General features: G+C 63.4%; 16 protein-coding genes. 6 read left to right on the top strand and 10 right to left on the bottom strand.

The window, feature by feature from the left end:
• Window positions 1-9 precede the first annotated feature (9 nt).
• Together C2L65_RS29935 and C2L65_RS29930 are read right to left on the bottom strand one after the other, a co-directional pair.
• Window positions 10-210: a hypothetical protein gene (locus C2L65_RS29935; protein ID WP_042310609.1), complete on the bottom strand. Its 201-nt coding sequence runs from the start codon at window positions 208-210 to the stop codon at window positions 10-12.
• Between the two features lie 187 nt (window positions 211-397).
• A complete protein-coding gene (locus C2L65_RS29930) occupies window positions 398-1,450 on the bottom strand; it encodes an FUSC family protein (RefSeq protein WP_042310607.1) in 1,053 nt (350 codons plus the stop codon).
• Between the two features lie 120 nt (window positions 1,451-1,570).
• Here C2L65_RS29930 and treF point away from each other — a divergent pair, with 120 nt between their 5' ends.
• The 3 genes from treF to C2L65_RS29915 all read left to right on the top strand — a co-directional run bounded on the left by treF (window position 1,571) and on the right by C2L65_RS29915 (window position 4,520).
• Window positions 1,571-3,367, top strand: a complete 1,797-nt coding sequence (gene treF / locus C2L65_RS29925) for an alpha,alpha-trehalase TreF (RefSeq protein ID WP_042310605.1) — start codon at window positions 1,571-1,573, stop codon at window positions 3,365-3,367.
• Window positions 3,368-3,551: 184 nt separating this feature from the next.
• Window positions 3,552-3,791 (top strand): hypothetical protein, encoded by a 240-nt coding sequence (locus tag C2L65_RS29920; protein WP_042310718.1) that lies wholly within the window; start codon window positions 3,552-3,554, stop codon window positions 3,789-3,791.
• A gap of 252 nt (window positions 3,792-4,043) precedes the next feature.
• Window positions 4,044-4,520, top strand: coding sequence for a hypothetical protein (locus C2L65_RS29915; protein WP_042310603.1), 477 nt, complete (start codon window positions 4,044-4,046; stop codon window positions 4,518-4,520).
• A 60-nt stretch (window positions 4,521-4,580) separates the two neighbouring features.
• On the opposite strand, the gene C2L65_RS29910 is transcribed toward C2L65_RS29915, so the two are convergent.
• The 3 genes from C2L65_RS29910 to C2L65_RS29900 form a co-directional block, all read right to left on the bottom strand.
• Entirely contained in the window at window positions 4,581-5,291 is a 711-nt protein-coding gene (locus tag C2L65_RS29910) for a lysophospholipid acyltransferase family protein (protein ID WP_042310601.1), read from the bottom strand.
• Between the two features lie 381 nt (window positions 5,292-5,672).
• On the bottom strand, window positions 5,673-7,757 hold the full coding sequence (locus tag C2L65_RS29905; RefSeq protein ID WP_042310599.1) for a putative bifunctional diguanylate cyclase/phosphodiesterase: 2,085 nt from the start codon (window positions 7,755-7,757) through the stop codon (window positions 5,673-5,675).
• Between the two features lie 212 nt (window positions 7,758-7,969).
• A complete protein-coding gene (locus C2L65_RS29900) occupies window positions 7,970-8,203 on the bottom strand; it encodes a hypothetical protein (protein WP_042310716.1) in 234 nt (77 codons plus the stop codon).
• A 308-nt stretch (window positions 8,204-8,511) separates the two neighbouring features.
• Between C2L65_RS29900 and C2L65_RS46240 the strand changes: the two genes are divergently transcribed.
• Window positions 8,512-8,655 carry a hypothetical protein gene (locus tag C2L65_RS46240; protein ID WP_167450364.1) on the top strand — a complete coding sequence of 48 codons (144 nt, stop codon included), beginning with the start codon at window positions 8,512-8,514 and terminating at the stop codon, window positions 8,653-8,655.
• 89 nt (window positions 8,656-8,744) lie between these two features.
• On the opposite strand, the gene C2L65_RS29895 is transcribed toward C2L65_RS46240, so the two are convergent.
• Together C2L65_RS29895 and C2L65_RS29890 are read right to left on the bottom strand one after the other, a co-directional pair.
• Window positions 8,745-10,724 (bottom strand): PhoX family protein, encoded by a 1,980-nt coding sequence (locus tag C2L65_RS29895; RefSeq protein ID WP_042310598.1) that lies wholly within the window; start codon window positions 10,722-10,724, stop codon window positions 8,745-8,747.
• Between the two features lie 155 nt (window positions 10,725-10,879).
• Window positions 10,880-11,581 (bottom strand): SDR family NAD(P)-dependent oxidoreductase, encoded by a 702-nt coding sequence (locus C2L65_RS29890; RefSeq protein WP_042310595.1) that lies wholly within the window; start codon window positions 11,579-11,581, stop codon window positions 10,880-10,882.
• Between the two features lie 455 nt (window positions 11,582-12,036).
• Here C2L65_RS29890 and C2L65_RS29885 point away from each other — a divergent pair, with 455 nt between their 5' ends.
• Window positions 12,037-12,537, top strand: coding sequence for a hypothetical protein (locus C2L65_RS29885; RefSeq protein ID WP_042310594.1), 501 nt, complete (start codon window positions 12,037-12,039; stop codon window positions 12,535-12,537).
• Here C2L65_RS29885 and C2L65_RS29880 read toward each other — a convergent pair.
• Window positions 12,492-13,499, bottom strand: a complete 1,008-nt coding sequence (locus tag C2L65_RS29880) for an AraC family transcriptional regulator (protein WP_042310592.1) — start codon at window positions 13,497-13,499, stop codon at window positions 12,492-12,494. The two genes, C2L65_RS29885 and C2L65_RS29880, sit on opposite strands and share 46 nt — an antisense overlap.
• Window positions 13,500-13,699: 200 nt before the next feature.
• Here C2L65_RS29880 and C2L65_RS29875 point away from each other — a divergent pair, with 200 nt between their 5' ends.
• Window positions 13,700-14,302, top strand: a complete 603-nt coding sequence (locus tag C2L65_RS29875; RefSeq protein ID WP_042310591.1) for a phosphatase PAP2 family protein — start codon at window positions 13,700-13,702, stop codon at window positions 14,300-14,302.
• Window positions 14,303-14,443: 141 nt separating this feature from the next.
• Here C2L65_RS29875 and C2L65_RS29870 read toward each other — a convergent pair whose 3' ends face one another.
• Both C2L65_RS29870 and C2L65_RS29865 read right to left on the bottom strand, forming a co-directional pair.
• Window positions 14,444-14,764, bottom strand: a complete 321-nt coding sequence (locus tag C2L65_RS29870; protein WP_007736501.1) for a DUF4148 domain-containing protein — start codon at window positions 14,762-14,764, stop codon at window positions 14,444-14,446.
• Window positions 14,765-14,949: 185 nt separating this feature from the next.
• Window positions 14,950-15,678: a transposase gene (locus tag C2L65_RS29865; RefSeq protein ID WP_042310714.1), complete on the bottom strand. Its 729-nt coding sequence runs from the start codon at window positions 15,676-15,678 to the stop codon at window positions 14,950-14,952.
• Window positions 15,679-15,834 lie beyond the last annotated feature (156 nt).

The raw sequence follows: 15,834 nt of genomic DNA, 5'->3' as shown, positions 1-15,834 counted from the left end.
GCCGCCGCTTCACTGGCCGACAGGCGCGCAGTCGCCGCGGCTCTGGCAATTGCTTTGCCGCTTTGCTTCCTGCGGATCGTTGCCCGTATCGTACACGCGGTAGTCGGCGCGATAGTAGTCGGCGTTCTGATCGATCTTCGCGAACGACGCCACGGGCGCGGCAAGACCCACCAAACCCGCGACAGCAAGAACAAACGCAAGGGTCTTCATTGTTCACCTCCTTGTTTGATCGTTGCGACAACAATCGACTGCGAGCGAGGCGCGATGGTTTGCAAACGTTGATGGCGGGCGTGATCCGATTCGTCAGTCGTTTGCGTGCGACGAACTATCCGGCCTCATCGAAAAGGATAGTCGCTGCCTCGTCCCGTTGTTAGTTTTGGTGAGGCATAGCGAACATTTACGGCGCCTTCGTTTTTCCCGTGGGCGTCAACACCTGCACGAGCCCGTCCGTGTCCTTGACGATCAACGCCATCACGAGCTCGATGCCCGGCGCGAGCGTCGTGTTTGCGCCATCCACACGTTCGTTGACCCGCTTGAGCAACGGGTCGAGCGTCGTGCGCGCGTCCTGCAACTTTGGTTTGTTCAACGGAATAGCGCCGACGGCATCGGCGAGCTGCGACAACGCACGCGGCACCGCCGACCACGCCTGATCGAGATGCGGCACTTCGTCGCCCACGCATGTATGCGCGAGCGCCTGGCCGAACACCAGCACGTCCCGATGCAAGCGGCTCAGAAACGGCGGCACCTTGTCGATCGCGTCGGAACTGCCGCGCAGGATCGGCACGAACACATGCTCACGCCCCGCTTCTTGCAGCGCGTCCGCAAGCGCCGTTTGCGCGGCGAGGCTGCGCTGCTCGAGACGCGCCATCTGCGCATCGTCCCGCGAGAACGCAAGCTTGTGCTCGATCATCTGCGCAAGCGTCTCCAGACATTCGCGCGCGTTCCGATGCGCGCCCTTCAACGCGCGGTTCGGCCACATCACCGTCGCGACGAACGCAGCCGCCGCGCCGATCAGAATTTCCGCCACGCGATGCAAGGGGCGCACGAACGCCGAGCCGCCGTCGCCAGGCACGAGCACCACGATCACCAGCGTTACGCACGCGAGCCGCAAGCCGGGCCGCGCAGCGGCCAGCGCCGCCAAAGGCAGCAGCGCGACGGAGAACACCGTCAGCGGCTCGATGCCGCGATCCATCACGACCAGCCCGATCCCGCCCACGATCCCTCCGATACACGCGCCGATGATCTGGTCGCGTGCGGTCGTGATGGCCTGAGTAAGACTGGGTTGCGTCACGACGATCATCGTCGTGATCAATGCCCAATAGCCTTCGGGCAATCCCGCCAGTCTCGCGGCGCCGTAGCTGAGCACGCAGCCCGACAGCGTGCGTCCGAAGCGGCGCGCCTCGGGCGCGCGTATCAGGTTCGTGAACCAGTCTTGCTGTTGAACGGTCATTCGGGTGTTTCCATCAAAACGCATGAAACGCGGGTTGGGCGAGCGCAATTTGCGCTCATTGGGGAACATGCAGTGCTCTCGTGACTCCCTTGTAATCGAAAGCCCTTACTCAGGAGCGTCATGCCGATGCAGCAAGCCCATACCCGCCGCATTCTCTCGACTACCCTCTGTGCCGCCGCGCTGCTCGTCGCTTGTATGCAGCCAGGCGCCGCGCAAACACCAGCGGCCAATCTGGCTGGCATTAACGGCAACGCTTCGCCCGTCGTGCCCGTGCCGCCGTCCGAGCTATACGGCGCGCTGTATCGCGATGTCGAACTCGCGCATCTCTACCCGGACAGCAAGACCTTCGCCGACATGGTGCCGAACGCGCCGCCGCAACAGATCGTCGCTGATTATGCCAGGCAGAAGGACAGCGCGCAGTTCGCGCTGAAATCGTTCGTCGAGCAGCGCTTTACGCTACCCGCGCGCGAAACGAAGAACTACGTGTCCGATCCGAACCAGAGCATCACTGCTCATATCGACACGCTGTGGTCCGTGCTGCGGCGCGACCCCGATGCCAGCGCGAGCCCGTGGTCGTCGCTGCTGCCGCTGCCGTATCCGTACATCGTTCCCGGCGACCGCTTCGACGAAATTTACTACTGGGACTCGTACTTCATCATGCTTGGACTGAGGCAAAGCGGCCGCGAAGATCTGCTGAAGAACGAACTCGACAACTTCGCGATCTTGATCGACCGGTATGGCCATATTCCGAACGGCAATCGCACGTACTATCTGAGCCGCTCGCAGCCGCCGTTCTTCGCGCAGATGGTGCGTCTCGCCGCCGATCGCGAAGGCGATCAGGTCTATCTGCGCTATCTGCCCCAGTTGCGCAAAGAATACGCGTACTGGATGGACGGCCATGACAAGATCGCGGCCGGCAGCGCCTACCGGCATCTCGTGCGCCTGCCCGACGGCACGCTCCTGAACCGCTATTGGGACGAGCGCGCCACGCCGCGCGACGAATCGTATCGGGAAGACGTCGCCACCGCGCAAGCGACGCCGCAGCGCAACGCCGAAGACCTGTGGCGCAATCTGCGCGCGGGCGGCGAAACGGGCTGGGATTTCAGCTCGCGCTGGTTCGCCGACGGCAAGACGCTGGCGACGATCGAAGTCACGTCGGTGATTCCCGTCGATCTGAACAGCCTGCTCGTCGATCTCGAACGCACGCTGGCCAAGGCGTATCGCGTGCAGGGGGACGCTTCGCACGCGGAGAACCTCGAACAGCGCGCCGCCGCGCGCGCCGATGCGATCCGCCGCGTCCTGTGGGACCCGCAACTCGACGCATTCGGCGATTACGACTTCGTCGCGCACCGGCTCACGCACCGGCTGAGCGCGGCGACTGTCTATCCGCTGTACGCGGGCGTCGCGACGAAAGCGCAGGCCGCCGCAGTGGCGGAGACCGTCCGCGCTCGCCTGCTGCGCCCTGGCGGCCTCGCGACCACGACGGTCAACACGGGCCAGCAATGGGACGAGCCGAACGGCTGGGCGCCGCTGCAATATCTCGCCGTGACGGGCTTGCGGCGCTACGGTCACGCGGACCTCGCGCAGCAGATCGCCACGCGCTGGATCGGCACGAACGTCACGTACTACCAGCACACGGGCAAGCTGGTCGAGAAGTACGACGTCGATGCCAAGGCGGGTACGACGGCGGCAGGCGGCGGCGAGTATCCGTTGCAGGACGGCTTTGGCTGGACCAATGGCGTGCTGCGCACCCTGATGGCAATGTATCCCGGCGCGGCAGGCCCGTCCACGCGCCCCGCCGATGTGCCTGCGGGCCCAGCGGGCGTCTCGGAAGCGGCCTCGGCTGCAGCCGCAGCGCCGAAAACGACGCACCGTCTGCGGGCGACGCCTGCGCCTTCATCTTCGCCCGCGCCGTGATGCGCGAACGCCGCCGAGGCGCCGTCTAACTGCTTGTTACGAAACTCGCACACATGTTGCACCTTCGGCATGGGCCGCCACGTACACTGCGCTCACAGTATCCAGCGCGATTCGATGCACGACGCTATTGAAATCGGGCGCGCTGGCGCAACATCGGTTCGATCAAAACAAACGGGGTATCAGCATGACCGCTTTCGGGAAAGCCACACTCGCCGCCGCAACGCTCATTCTCGCCATCAGCGGGACGGCGCATGCGGCGGGCTGTATCAAAGGCGCCGTGGTTGGCGGCGTCGCGGGACACTACGCGGGCCATCACGCCGTGGTTGGCGCGGTCGGCGGTTGCATCGTCGGACGGCATCTTGCGAAAAAGCACGCCGAAGAAGAGGCCGCGCAACGTCAGGCCATTCACGCCCAGTACCAGTAATGCCGGCAAGCCTGCGTACGTCGCTCGAAATGGCCTTCGCGATTTAAGTCTGTCTTAATTGTCCCGGCTCATTATTCGTTCGCAGGCTTGTCGTTGGATCCCTGCCGACGGGAGTTACACCTCAGCGCTGACTTCCGTCCCGTGTAACACCAGTCATCCCCTGTAGTGCCGCCAGAGCATCGGCGGCACCTTTTTCCTGGCGACTACAAGGCCCCCGCCCGCACAGGAAACGAAGATAAGAGGTACATCACCATGTCGAACAAGTCGAGAAGCCGCAAACAGACCCGTCACGCTCCCGCCATGTCGCCGTTGCTGCGCGCGCTGACCTTCAGCCGCGCCGCGCACGAGCCGATCACGCGGGCCATGCTGCTGCAAGCCTACGCAAGTCTCGACGCGTTCCGCCGCGGGCAAGGCTCGCGCGAGCTGTTCACGACGCTCGGCCGGCAACTGCTCATCGCGGAAGAACTCAGCCGCATCGGCCATCTGCCCGAAGCGATCGACGATATCGCCGAAGCCCAGATCGCGATGACCGATATCGACAGCGCTGAAAAGGCGCGCGGCGAGTGGACGGTCGAGGGCGACAACTACGCTTGGCTGACCATCGCGCTCGACGCGTTCGACCGCCAGCTCGCCGTTGCGTCGCTGGAAGACATCGCCAAAGCTGAAGCGCGGATGATCGAAGGGCTGATGCGCACCGAGCAGGAATTCGCGCACCCCGTCGCCGCCTGAACACACAGCCTGGCGCGCCGCCCTTTCAGGCGGTACGACGTAAAGCGGAAGCCGCGAGCGCTAGAGCTTCAGTAGCTCGGCCTGCATCCAGTCATGCACCTGATGGCTGAGTTCCTGCGGTGACCGCTCGACAGGCGACAGCGTCGGACCGATGACCACGCGGATTTCCCCCGCGCCCATCGGCCAGCCCTTCGCGGGCCACACCTTGCCGGCGTTGTGTACGACGGGCACGATCAGCGCGCCCGTCGCGCAAGCCAGACGCACGCCGCCCGACGTGAGCTTGACGGGCGCGCCGTGCGGCACCCGCGTGCCTTCCGGAAAAATCACGACCATATCGCCTTTCGCGAGACGCTCCGCCGCTTCACGCGTCACGGCGACATGCGCCTGACGCGGCGAGCCGCGGTCCAGGCTGACCATGTCGAGTCCCTTCAGCACCCAGCCGAAGAACGGAATACGCAGCAAGTCCTGCTTGAACACAAAGCTGATCCGGCGCGGAAAGAGCGCGAGAAACGCGAGCGTTTCCCACGTCGATTCGTGGCGGCACAGGACGATCGACGGTTCCTTCGGCAAATGTTCGAGGCCTTCGATCGAGCAGCGAATGCCGAACGCCGCGCGCATCACCACGACGAGCGCCCTGCACCATAGCGCCGCGAGCCGGTATCGTGCCGACCGGCTGGTGAACGGATACAGCAGCAGCATCACCGTGGACCAGATCGTTCCGCTTCCCAGCAGATAGATGATGAACAGCCATTTTTTGAGTACAGCGCGCATGTTGTGTGGCATCGACAGAAAGTGAGTAGGCGCAAGCCAAACCCAGATACTACCGGCGATGAAAAGATCGCATGCGACAAAGCCGCAGCGCAGCTCGACCCGACGCGCGACGCGCAGAAAAGAAAACGCCGGCCAAGGCCGGCGTTCATGCTGTAGTTTTGAAGGCCACGGTCGCCTGACGGCGCCGGAAGGCTAGACATTCGGCAAAGGTTCGCGCCGTGTGGCGCTCACGCTTTGCAGACGGTTCAACCCTTCGCCTCTTTCGATTTATCGCGTTACGCGCAAACTTCCCCCGTGCGCAAGCAGAGTATCGCCGACCCGCGCGCGTCGTTATGTGGTCAACCGAACGTTCAGACGAAACACGCCGCGCAGCCGCACACGTCAGGACAAACTCGGCTGCGTGCATTCCCTCGACAAGGCGTCCAGGTCCGCGGCCGGAACCGGCCGTCCGAGCAGAAAGCCTTGCAGCGAATTACACCCGAGCCGCGTCAGGAACTCCTTTTGCGTCGCGGTCTCGACGCCTTCCGCGACGATGTCGATACCCAGCGTGTGACCGAGCGCGACCACGGACGAGACAATCGCCGCATCCTCCGCGTCATGCGCCAGCTCGCGCACGAAGCCCCGGTCGATCTTCAGCTCGCTCGCGGGCAAACGCTTCAGATACATCAGGCTCGAATAGCCGGTGCCAAAATCGTCGATGGAAATGCGCACGCCCATCTCGTGCAGGCTTTGCAAAATGCGCAGGCTCGCGTCGACATCGCGCATCGCCGCCGACTCGGTCACTTCGATCGTCAGACGGCGCGGATCGACGCGATGCCGCTCGAGCGTTTCGCGCACCAGCGACGTCAGTTGAGGGTGGCCAAACTGCACGGGCGACAGGTTGACGGCGACGTTCCAGTCGCACGCGCCCGAATCGATCCATTCGCGGATCTGCCGGCACGCTTCGTCGAGCACCCATTCGCCGATCGGCACGATCAGCCCCGTCTTTTCGGCAAGCGGGATGAATTCGTCGGGGCCGATCAGGCCGCGCTTCGGATGCGCCCAGCGCACGAGCGCCTCGACGCCCGTAATCGGCCCATCGGGTGCGGCGAATTGCGGCTGATAGTGCAGCACCAGTTGCTCGCGCTCGACGGCCGCGCGCAGGTCCTGCGTCAGCTGCAACTGGCCCTGCATGTTCTCGTTCATCGACACATCGAAGAAGGAATACGCGTTGCGGCCCAGCGACTTCGCGTGATACATCGCGGCGTCGGCGTGCATCAGCGCCTCGTGGCCGCGAGCGCCGTCGGCGGGACACATCGCGATGCCGATGCTGGTCGAGATGCCCAGTTCGTGGCCGTCGATCTCGAAAGGCGCGCCGATCACGGCCAGCAGCCGGCTGGCGACGGCCATCGCGCCCGCCTGGTCCTCGCCGGGCACGAGCAGCACGAATTCGTCGCCGCCCACGCGCGCCACCGTGTCCCTTGCTCGCACCACCGACGCGAGCCGCCCGGCCACCTGCACCAGCAGCCGGTCGCCGACCTGATGGCCGTATGCATCGTTGACGACCTTGAAGCCGTCGAGGTCCATGAACATCAAGGCGAACTGGTTGCCGTCCACGCGCGCTTTCGCCAGGGCTTCTTCGAGCCGCGCTTCGAGCAGCACGCGGTTCGGCAGCTTGGTCAACGCGTCGTGCCAGGCGAGATAGCCGAGTTCCTGATTGGCTTGCGCAAGCGAACGTGTCAGCGCCGCGTTCTCCGTTTCGAGCCGCAGCTCGTCGAGCACGGAAATCGACAGTACGACGCCCGTCACCACCAGCGTCACGATGATGATGACGACGGCGACCCACGTGGTGTTCACGCCATCCGATGCCGCGACGCACAGGCTGCCGAACGGAAAGGCCGCCGCCGACATGCCCGTGTAGTGCATGCCGACGATCGCGAGTCCCATCACGACGGCGGCGCCCGCGCGCAGCGGGCGCATGCGGCGCGAGTTGTGCCGCAGGCTGAACGCCGTCTTCAACGCGACGCCCGAGGCGGCGACGGCGATCACGATCGACAGCGCGAAGAGCCCGGCGTCGTAGACGATGCCCGGCTTCATCTGCATGGCTGCCATGCCCGTGTAGTGCATGCCCGCGACGCCGAGGCCCATCAGGACCGCACCGCCCGCAAGCCGCCCGGCGGGCAGCGCGTCCTGGCAGACGAGCCACAGCGCGAATGCCGACGACGCAACCGCGATAGACAGCGAAAGCAGCGTGACGACGGGATCGTAGCCAAGCCGGATCGGCAGGCTGAACGCGAGCATGCCGATGAAGTGCATCGACCAGATGCCGAGCCCCATCGCGAATGCGCCGCCCGTGAGCCACCAACGCGCGGCCCGGCCGGTCGCCGTCGTGATGCGGCCCGCCATTTCAAGCGACGTGTACGCGGCCAGCACCGCGACAAGGAGCGAGAACAGCACGAGAAGACTGTTGTAGCTGCCCTGTAACATGAGAGCCCCCAGAAAGTGCCCCTCGGCCGCTCGCCGGACTTTGCTGAATGAAGCAGTCCGTTATCCGCGAAAAGAGGCGTATGAAGTACGGTTTATCGACATCCGACAGCAAAATGTTAAGTGCGGAATGTCAAATTCCGAGGCTGTACTCGGTTTTACGATTGCGTTCGTAGGTGTCCCACTGGCCTGGCGGCGGGATTCGGTGTATTGCGCTAGTCGGCCATCACGAGTATCCGCACCTTGCTCGTCAGCGACGGCATGACGAAATCCGATATCCGGCCAGCGCGGACGTCGAACATCAGTTGCTCGAGCCTGTCGAGCAACGACGGACCTTGACTGAGCGCGAACGCCCCCGCGCCCGCGCCTTCAATCTCTTTCATCAGCGCGCGCCGCGCCAGCACGATGCGCTCGACGGCGCTCGCTCTCGATACGAAAAACTCTTCCACGTAGGCCGAATCCTTTTCGGCGCGTCCATTGTATTGACAGCGCTTGCGCCGCATAGCCGCAAATAGTGACAGAGACGAATGCCTGGTGGTCTGACGTGAAAGAAGCGGTGAGGAAGCGCCATTCGCGGCAGCGCGCGCGTTGAATCCTTCGCACGTCAATCGTCCTTCTGATTGCCGGCGCGCAAACCTCACGCTTCGGCAAGGGCGAAATCTGGCTTTGGAACTTCCAGATTGTGACGGCCAAGCGGTGGACTTACGCTCCACTCACCCATCACCGTCGATCGCCCTCGCATCAGAAAGGAGACACCATGCTTTCCGCTTTGGTTGAAACGGTAGGAGCGCTCGGCATTCTGGCGAGCGTCGCAGCGAAGATCGCCGAACTGCGCAAGGAGTACCGGCGCGGCAAAAAAGTAAACGCCAATAAAAAAGCCCCTCCGAAGAGGGGTCGATGAATCGCCCGCGACCGGGCCTTCCGTCCAGCCCGAAGCGTCATCAAATTTCCCCGCGATGAGACCTGTGGGGATCGCCGCAAGCTATTCCGTCAAGCGAGCTTGATCGAAGTCGGATCGGCCGTCAGATAGCCGACCGCCGCGCCGAAGCGATCCTTGTAGTTCGCGCGCACGAGCGGATCGAGTGCGGTCTGCACTTTCGCGTGCAAGCTGCTCCAGTCACCCGCGTGCTGGAAATTGCTCATGATGTAGGTCCAGCCGTTGATTTCATCGACGGCATGCAGGCCCGTCGACTCGGCGCCCGCCGGGCACGACAGGATGCGCGACAGCGTCTTCGTGTCGACGTGGTACGCCCACAGGAAGTTGTTGACGTGCATGCCGCTGTCTTCGCCGATGAAGAGCGTGCGCAGCTTCTCCGAGAACTTGAGGTTGTCGGGATTCGCGATCTTTTCCGGGTTGGCGGTATTGCCGAGGCTGTCCGCCGCGGCGAGGTCTTCGCCGACGAGCGCAGCGGGCGCGCTCATGTCGACAGGCACCCATTCGCTGTTGATCGCCGCGCCGCCCAGGTCGCTCTGTCCGCCCTTCATGTTCAGCGCGTAGACGGCGCCTGACGAGATGCCTTTGTCGAGCGCGATGTCGGTCGAATGCGCGTTGCCGCGCACCATCGACGCCGTGATCTGCGACATCGCCGAATACAGGATCCTGTCCTTCGCGTTGACCGTCGTGCCTTCGAGCTTCGTGAAGCCCATGCTCGCGCCGCGCAGCGCGGCGTAGCGGTGCGTCTCCAGGAACGCGGCCGCCTTCTCCATGCCCGGCTTGATGCGAATCCAGTTGAACTTGCCGCCAAAGTGAATCTGCGTGTAGGTCGGATCGCTGGGCGCCGCTAACTCGTTCGTGACGATGTCCATGATGTCGGCGTTCGTCAGCGTGTTGGCGAGCGCTTCGATTTCATCGCTGGTCGCGTGGCCGAGATTGAGCCACGTGAGCGTCGCAGCGCCCGCGCCCGCCGACGATGTTTGCGCCCACTTCGCTACATACAGCGTACCCGCCGACAGGTCCGCTTCCTTGTCGGCGACGAACATGAAGAGGCCGCCGTTGGTCGCGTCGTCGCCCATCAGCACGGTGCGCTTGTCCGGCATCACCTGGATCAGCTCGTGCGAAATGCGGCCGAGGCAGTAGTGCTTCTTGACCGTGCCCGTGCCGTCAGGATTCACGGTGACTTCGGGCAGATGCCCGTAGTGATAGGGACGCGCCGTCGTCGTGTTGCCGTACAGGTTCTGGCTATACGCCTGAAACTGCGTGTTCGTCGCGATCGTCGCGGCGTCCGGCTCGTATTCCTCGCTCGACAGATGCGTATTCCACGGCGACAGGCTCGCGCCGCACGTGATCCACAAACCATGCGCGCCCGACGTATCGACATTCGAATAGCTCACGAGCGTGAGCTTGCCCGTCGCCGGGTCCTGATCGAGCGTGAGCACGGCGATGGGCGACGGCAGCTTGCCGTACATGTCGCCCGCGGCCGTTTGCGTCTGGTCGCGCGTCGCGTATTCGAACTGCACGACGGCGAACACCGGGTTGCCCTTGACGCCCTTCACCGTCGGCTTGTCGAGGCGGATCAGCGAGGTGCCGTCGGGACAATCCGAGAAGAACTGGCGTTCCTTGCCGGGAACGGAACGGTCGATGATCGGCTGATTGTTGATGTCGAAGTACCCGCCCGCGACGATCGTGCCGCCCGTCGTGTTCGGCACCGTGTCGCCCGTGATGAAGAACGGCTGATACGCGAGCTTGTAGCTGCGGCGGCTGCCGTCTGCGAACTGCGCGGTCATCGTCGAGGCGACCGTGGTCGTCGCCATCGCCGCGGGATCGGCGAGCGACGGCGCGGCCATGCCGGCGAACGACGCCGCCGTGAAGGCGGACGTCGATGGGGAAGGCGTAGTGCTTGCCGCGTGGTCGTTGCCGCTGCCGCATGCCGCGAGCAGCGAGGCGGCGGCCGCGCTGCCGAGCGGCAGCATCGGTGCGCCGGCGATGATCTTGAGCGCCTTGCGGCGTGAGTAGTCGAGTGGCTGCGCCATGTTGTTGTGATCCGTTGGTGGGGATGGGGGTTGGCTCAACAATCAGCCCACGCCGCGGATCAGTCGTCCATGGCGCGCCTTGATGACGCGCTAATTTAATGAATGATTATGAAATATCTTTGACAGGCGTTTGTAATGTTTTAAATCAGTTGGCCTCACACTCGTCCCGCGACGGGAATCAGCGCGCCCGTCACACACTGAGCGTCCTTCGACAGCAAAAACGCGATCACGCCGCCAATCTGCTCCGGCGTCACCCAGCGCGTGAAATCGGCATCGGGCATGTCGGCGCGATTCTGGGGCGTGTCGATGATGCTCGGCAAAATCGCGTTGACGGTTGCGCCCTTGTCCTTGAGTTCTTCGGCAAGCGCTTCCGTCAGGCGCATCACGCCCGACTTCGACGCAGCGTAGGCGCCCATCCCCATGCCCGCCTTCAACCCCGCCATCGCGCCGATGTTGACGATCCGCCCGCCCGTGGTCTTCGTCAGATGATGGAGCGACGCTTTCGTGGCATTGACCGTCGTCTTTACGTTCACGTCGAACATGCGTTCCCATGTGTCCGCGCTGCCGTCCGCGACCGTCTCCCAGCTAAAGCCGCCCGCGACGTTCACGAGCGCATTCAGGCCGCCGAGCTGGCTTGCGATCGAATCGACCGCGCGTTGTGCCGCGTCTCGTTCCGCGAGATCGACGCCGCTCGCGACGCACGCCTGCGCCAGCGACGCGGGCAGATTCGCCGGCGCCTTCCCTCTGCCGATCAACGCGACTTTAGCGCCGCGCTCGGCCAGCACTTGCGCCGTCACTAGACCGAGATTGCCGAAGGCGCCCGTAATGGCGACGATGGTTCCATCCAGACTGTTCATGAATTACGCGCTCCCAACGCAGATCGATGCCCGACGAACGAACGCCCTGTCACGCGTTGATTCGCGGCACAGGGCGCACTCGAAGACAGTGTTGTCGCAAGGTTCGCTCGCGTCAATCGAAGGAATCGCGAGGTACTCGCCGATGACAACAGGACGCCCGGCAAAGCGCGCCGGACGCGCGGCAAAGTCTGCATGACGCGCACGACAAAAACGGACGATCGGACAAAGAGGCGCGACGCAAGGGCAAGGGTCTTTGGGGCACGTTGCCTCATAGTGAATCCCGAGACGGCATCGAGCACCATCCATCATCTTTTGCAGCAAGCGCGTTCAACGACGTCAGGCAGCAAGGTCTTGTGAAGTCAGGTGTCCAGCCTTTTCCATCGCCGTGGCAAAACGCGAAGCGTCCGCCATCGGCCACGAGAATCCGCGACCCTTTCGTCACAGGAGGCCTTGTCATGCGTCACCTGCCGGACTTGCAGCGACGCTGCATCAGCGACAGTTCACAGGCTGAATTGCTCGGGCTATTGCACAGCGACGTACTGACGCGCGAGAGCCTCGCGCTCTTGCCGACCGTGTTGCTGATTGCGTGGCTGCAGGTTCATACGCATGTCGGCTGGGATGCGTGCTTCGCGATCGTGCGGCAGTTGAACAACGACCACGGCAGGCATATGCGCGAACTCAGCACCGCGCTGTCGCTGTTGAGATCGTTGCGCGGCACGCGGATACTCGATCCGCTCGCATGGCATGCCGCAGCGCGGCGCATCCTCCACGCGATGGCAAGCGAGCTTCGGGCTCTCCATTCGATGCCACGGCGAGCCGCCTTTGTCCGCGTTGCGCGCGGCGGCTTGCCCAGACGCAATCGCGTGACCTTCACGCTGCGGCGCAGCGGTCAGTTGCTGGAATTGTCGCGTTACTGGCTCGCCGCCAGAGCCTCGGCGCCGTTGACATGGCTATGACCCTTTCGCCACGCAGCGGGCGGCTGGCCGAACTCGCGCCTGAACGCGCGATGGAATGCCGATTCCGATTCGTAACCGACTTCCTCGGCGATCGCCGCAATCGCCTTGCTGCTGTACGACAGTTCCTGCGCCGCGACGATCAGACGCCAGCGCGCGAGGTATTGCATCGGCGGTTGGCCTAGCAGTTCGCTGAATCGCGCTGCAAACGCGGAACGCGACAGGCCGACTTTTCGCGCGAGTTCATCGACGGTCCAGTTGTAGGCAGGTTGCGCATGCAGGATCGACAGCGCGCGGCCGACGAACCGGTCCCTCACGCCCGCGAGCCAGTTCTTGCGGTCTGCCGGCAAGTCGTCGATGCAGCGCCGCACGGCCCACACGAACAGCAGTTCCGATAAACGCGAGAGCACGATCGCGCTGCCTGCGCGCCGTTGCGCCGCCTCGGTCGCGGCATAGCGCAGCGACGCCTCGATCCATGCCGAGTGCGGATCGTTGCGCACGTCGACCTTGAAGAGACGCGGCAGCGAGCCGAGCACCGGGTTGCTCAGCGCATCGTCGCAGGCGAGAAAGCCGCATAGCACGCTGGTTCGCGCGCCGCCTCCGCCGTACGAAAGATTCAATACTTCGCCCGGCATCGCGGCCAGTTGCGATTCGATGAGCGGTCCGGCGGGCACGGGTGTGAGATCGACCGCGCTTCCCATGATGTGCGCCTCGCCTTGCGGCACGACGAGCAATTCGCCGGCGCCGACGCAGATGGCGGGCTCGCTGCCGTCGGGCAGCCGCGCCCAGCACATGCCTTCCGTGATCAGATGATAGGAGACGACACGATCCGACTTCGGCAGATACGCGGTACACAACGACTGATCGGCGTGACCGATCACACACCACGGCGCCGTCAATTCGGCGTGAAGATAAACCGCGCCGCCCAGGCGCACGACGCGCAGCACGTCGGAGACCGCATCCATGAAGCACCGTCCTTCATTTTCGCCATTTTGCTAAAAGACGGCACATGTGCCGTCTTTTGCAAGTTCATCGAAAGGATACTCCGTTCGCTGCGTACACGTGGTCAACATGCATTGCATGGCCCTAAGCGTGACATAAGCTTCACCCGGTACGATCGGGCGACCGTTTTCCACCAGGGCTTCTAGCTCGACACGATCACAGCATGCACACACTCGAAGCGTTCAATCAGGCGCTCTTTCTCACGATCAACGCGACCACGTCGACGCCACGCTGGCAAATCGATGTCGCGTCATTCATCGCCGACTACGTAATCTATTTCGTTCCGCTGGTGCTCGCCGCGCTATGGCTCTCGGGCATCAGGAACAATCGCGCGACGGCGCTACGCGCATGTTGCGTCGTGCTGCTTGCGCTCGGGTTCAATCAGGTCATCGGTCATGCGTGGATGCATCCACGGCCGTTCATGATCGGGCTTGGTCATACGTTCATCGAGCACGCGCCGGATTCGTCGTTTCCAAGCGATCACGGCACCGTGTTCGCCAGCGTTGCGCTGACCTTGCTGTTGGCGCGCAAGCGTTGGTACGGTGAGCTAACGCTCGTTGCAGGGCTGGCCGTCGCGTGGGCGCGCGTGTTCGTCGGCGTGCATTACCCACTGGATATGGTGGGCGCCGTTTTGATTGCATGCGTGGCGTATGTGGTCGTCACGCCGCTTTGGTCGCTGGCGGGTGAGGCGGTGACGGACAAGTTGATCGCGTTGTATCGGAGAGTGCTGGCGTGGCCGATTGCGCGCGGGTGGCTTGTTCAATGAAGCTGGTGTCGCTGCTCGTCGGCGATGTCAAAACACGCGCCCAAAAAACAAACCGCGACAGGCGTTCCGTCATATGACGGCGCGTGTCGCGGTCGATTCAGTCAGCCAGTTGCGCTGGCTACGAAGCCAGCGCTTTGCAGATCAGTGGTGTTCGAAAACAGGCACTGAGTAAGAGCTCGGGGAGAACGAAGCGCGTTGACCACCTTGCGACGAGCCATCTGCAACGCCGCCGACACCGCTGTTTTGAATGCCGTTGGCAACATCAACCTTTGCTTCTGCGGCCTGAATGTTGGCCGGGTATTGCGTGTCGCTGCTATTCGACGGGACATAACCCGCTTTTTCCAGTTGCACCAGCTCGGCGCGGACTTGGGCACGGGTCACCGGCTGGCTGGATTGCGCGAATGACACGACCGGAACAGCGAGGACAGCAGCAACTGCAAGAGCCTTGATGAGCGATTTCATGATCATTACCTCCAGATTTGTTTTCGGATGCTTCGAACTGTTTTGTTCGTTGCGTTGAAAACAGTGTAGGAGTGTCGGCTCTGCGGATAAACATCTGATCAACCAACTCACAGTTTCAGGAAACGTTATAAACCGCCCGAAACTGGTGCGCGATGCATTCCGGATAATGCGTGAGACCGCGTGCGTCAATCGGCTGCTCTGTGCAGCAGTTCCAGTTCGAAACGCACGCCGTGCAATTCGATCCAGCGTCGCGCCCACGTCAGCGCGCATTGCAGCGCGTCGTCCGGCATGTCGAACTTCGGGCCTACCAGGCCGGAGCGCGCGACGCGCCTGCCGTCCCGCGTGATCTCCGCCCAGCCGCGAAACATCGCGCCCGGCACCGGATCGGCCGCGACGTACACGACATAGCCTCTCTCGTCGATCACGCGCGCGCCCTTCGCAGCGAGCCCCATCCAGAATGCGCGGCTCGGGTTGTCGGGGCGCAGCTCGTGCGCGGCTTCTTGCTGTGCCGGCGATGCCTGCCACGACGCCTGGCTTTTCCAGATCACGCGAGGTATGCCGCGCTCGCTCATCGGGCAATCGTCGCGTTTCGGCACGGGCTTTTTGCTCACGCATGGCGCGTCGGGCACATATGAAAAGCTGCGTCCCAGCTCGCTCAGGATGCGGATCATCTCGGCGAGCTTGCCACCGAGCCGCCACTCTTCGAAACGGCATCGGCAAGTCGGTTGCGACGGATAGTGCGCGGGCAGCTTCGACCACGATTGCCCGGTGGTCAACACCCATAGCACCGCATTGGCGACCACGCGCGTCCTGATGCGCGGACGCCCACGCTTGAGGACGCCTGCACGCGGTTGCGCACTGAGTATCGGTGCGACCAGCGACCACTCTTCGTTGGAAAGCTCCTCAAAATGCATTCCCTTCTCCCGACCTGTCTGCGCGTGCCGTCCAGCCCAAGCGAAAGTCAGGTGTGCGCTATCGGCAAGCGACACACGTACGCGCTTTGACATTGACCCACGCCGCAATTTTTGATGCAGTCAGGATTGGGAACGGGCTCGACGTCAAGCCCGCTG

Source organism: Paraburkholderia terrae (assembly GCF_002902925.1).
In the GTDB taxonomy this organism is placed as follows: Bacteria; Pseudomonadota; Gammaproteobacteria; order Burkholderiales; family Burkholderiaceae; genus Paraburkholderia; species Paraburkholderia terrae.
The sequence above is the reverse complement of the archived record's forward strand: the minus strand, read 5'-3'. Positions and strand labels throughout refer to the sequence as shown.

Coding starts and splice junctions, on each gene's coding strand:
- C2L65_RS46240 (WP_167450364.1), top strand. CDS start 8,512: ATGCTTTCCGCTTTGGTTGAAACGGTAGGAGCGCTCGGCATTCTGGCG.
- C2L65_RS29890 (WP_042310595.1), bottom strand. CDS start 11,581: ATGAACAGTCTGGATGGAACCATCGTCGCCATTACGGGCGCCTTCGGC.
- C2L65_RS29895 (WP_042310598.1), bottom strand. CDS start 10,724: ATGGCGCAGCCACTCGACTACTCACGCCGCAAGGCGCTCAAGATCATC.
- C2L65_RS29875 (WP_042310591.1), top strand. CDS start 13,700: ATGCACACACTCGAAGCGTTCAATCAGGCGCTCTTTCTCACGATCAAC.
- C2L65_RS29910 (WP_042310601.1), bottom strand. CDS start 5,291: ATGCGCGCTGTACTCAAAAAATGGCTGTTCATCATCTATCTGCTGGGA.
- C2L65_RS29865 (WP_042310714.1), bottom strand. CDS start 15,678: ATGCATTTTGAGGAGCTTTCCAACGAAGAGTGGTCGCTGGTCGCACCG.
- C2L65_RS29885 (WP_042310594.1), top strand. CDS start 12,037: ATGCGTCACCTGCCGGACTTGCAGCGACGCTGCATCAGCGACAGTTCA.
- C2L65_RS29915 (WP_042310603.1), top strand. CDS start 4,044: ATGTCGAACAAGTCGAGAAGCCGCAAACAGACCCGTCACGCTCCCGCC.
- C2L65_RS29920 (WP_042310718.1), top strand. CDS start 3,552: ATGACCGCTTTCGGGAAAGCCACACTCGCCGCCGCAACGCTCATTCTC.
- C2L65_RS29880 (WP_042310592.1), bottom strand. CDS start 13,499: ATGGATGCGGTCTCCGACGTGCTGCGCGTCGTGCGCCTGGGCGGCGCG.
- C2L65_RS29930 (WP_042310607.1), bottom strand. CDS start 1,450: ATGACCGTTCAACAGCAAGACTGGTTCACGAACCTGATACGCGCGCCC.
- treF (WP_042310605.1), top strand. CDS start 1,571: ATGCCGATGCAGCAAGCCCATACCCGCCGCATTCTCTCGACTACCCTC.
- C2L65_RS29905 (WP_042310599.1), bottom strand. CDS start 7,757: ATGTTACAGGGCAGCTACAACAGTCTTCTCGTGCTGTTCTCGCTCCTT.
- C2L65_RS29870 (WP_007736501.1), bottom strand. CDS start 14,764: ATGAAATCGCTCATCAAGGCTCTTGCAGTTGCTGCTGTCCTCGCTGTT.
- C2L65_RS29935 (WP_042310609.1), bottom strand. CDS start 210: ATGAAGACCCTTGCGTTTGTTCTTGCTGTCGCGGGTTTGGTGGGTCTT.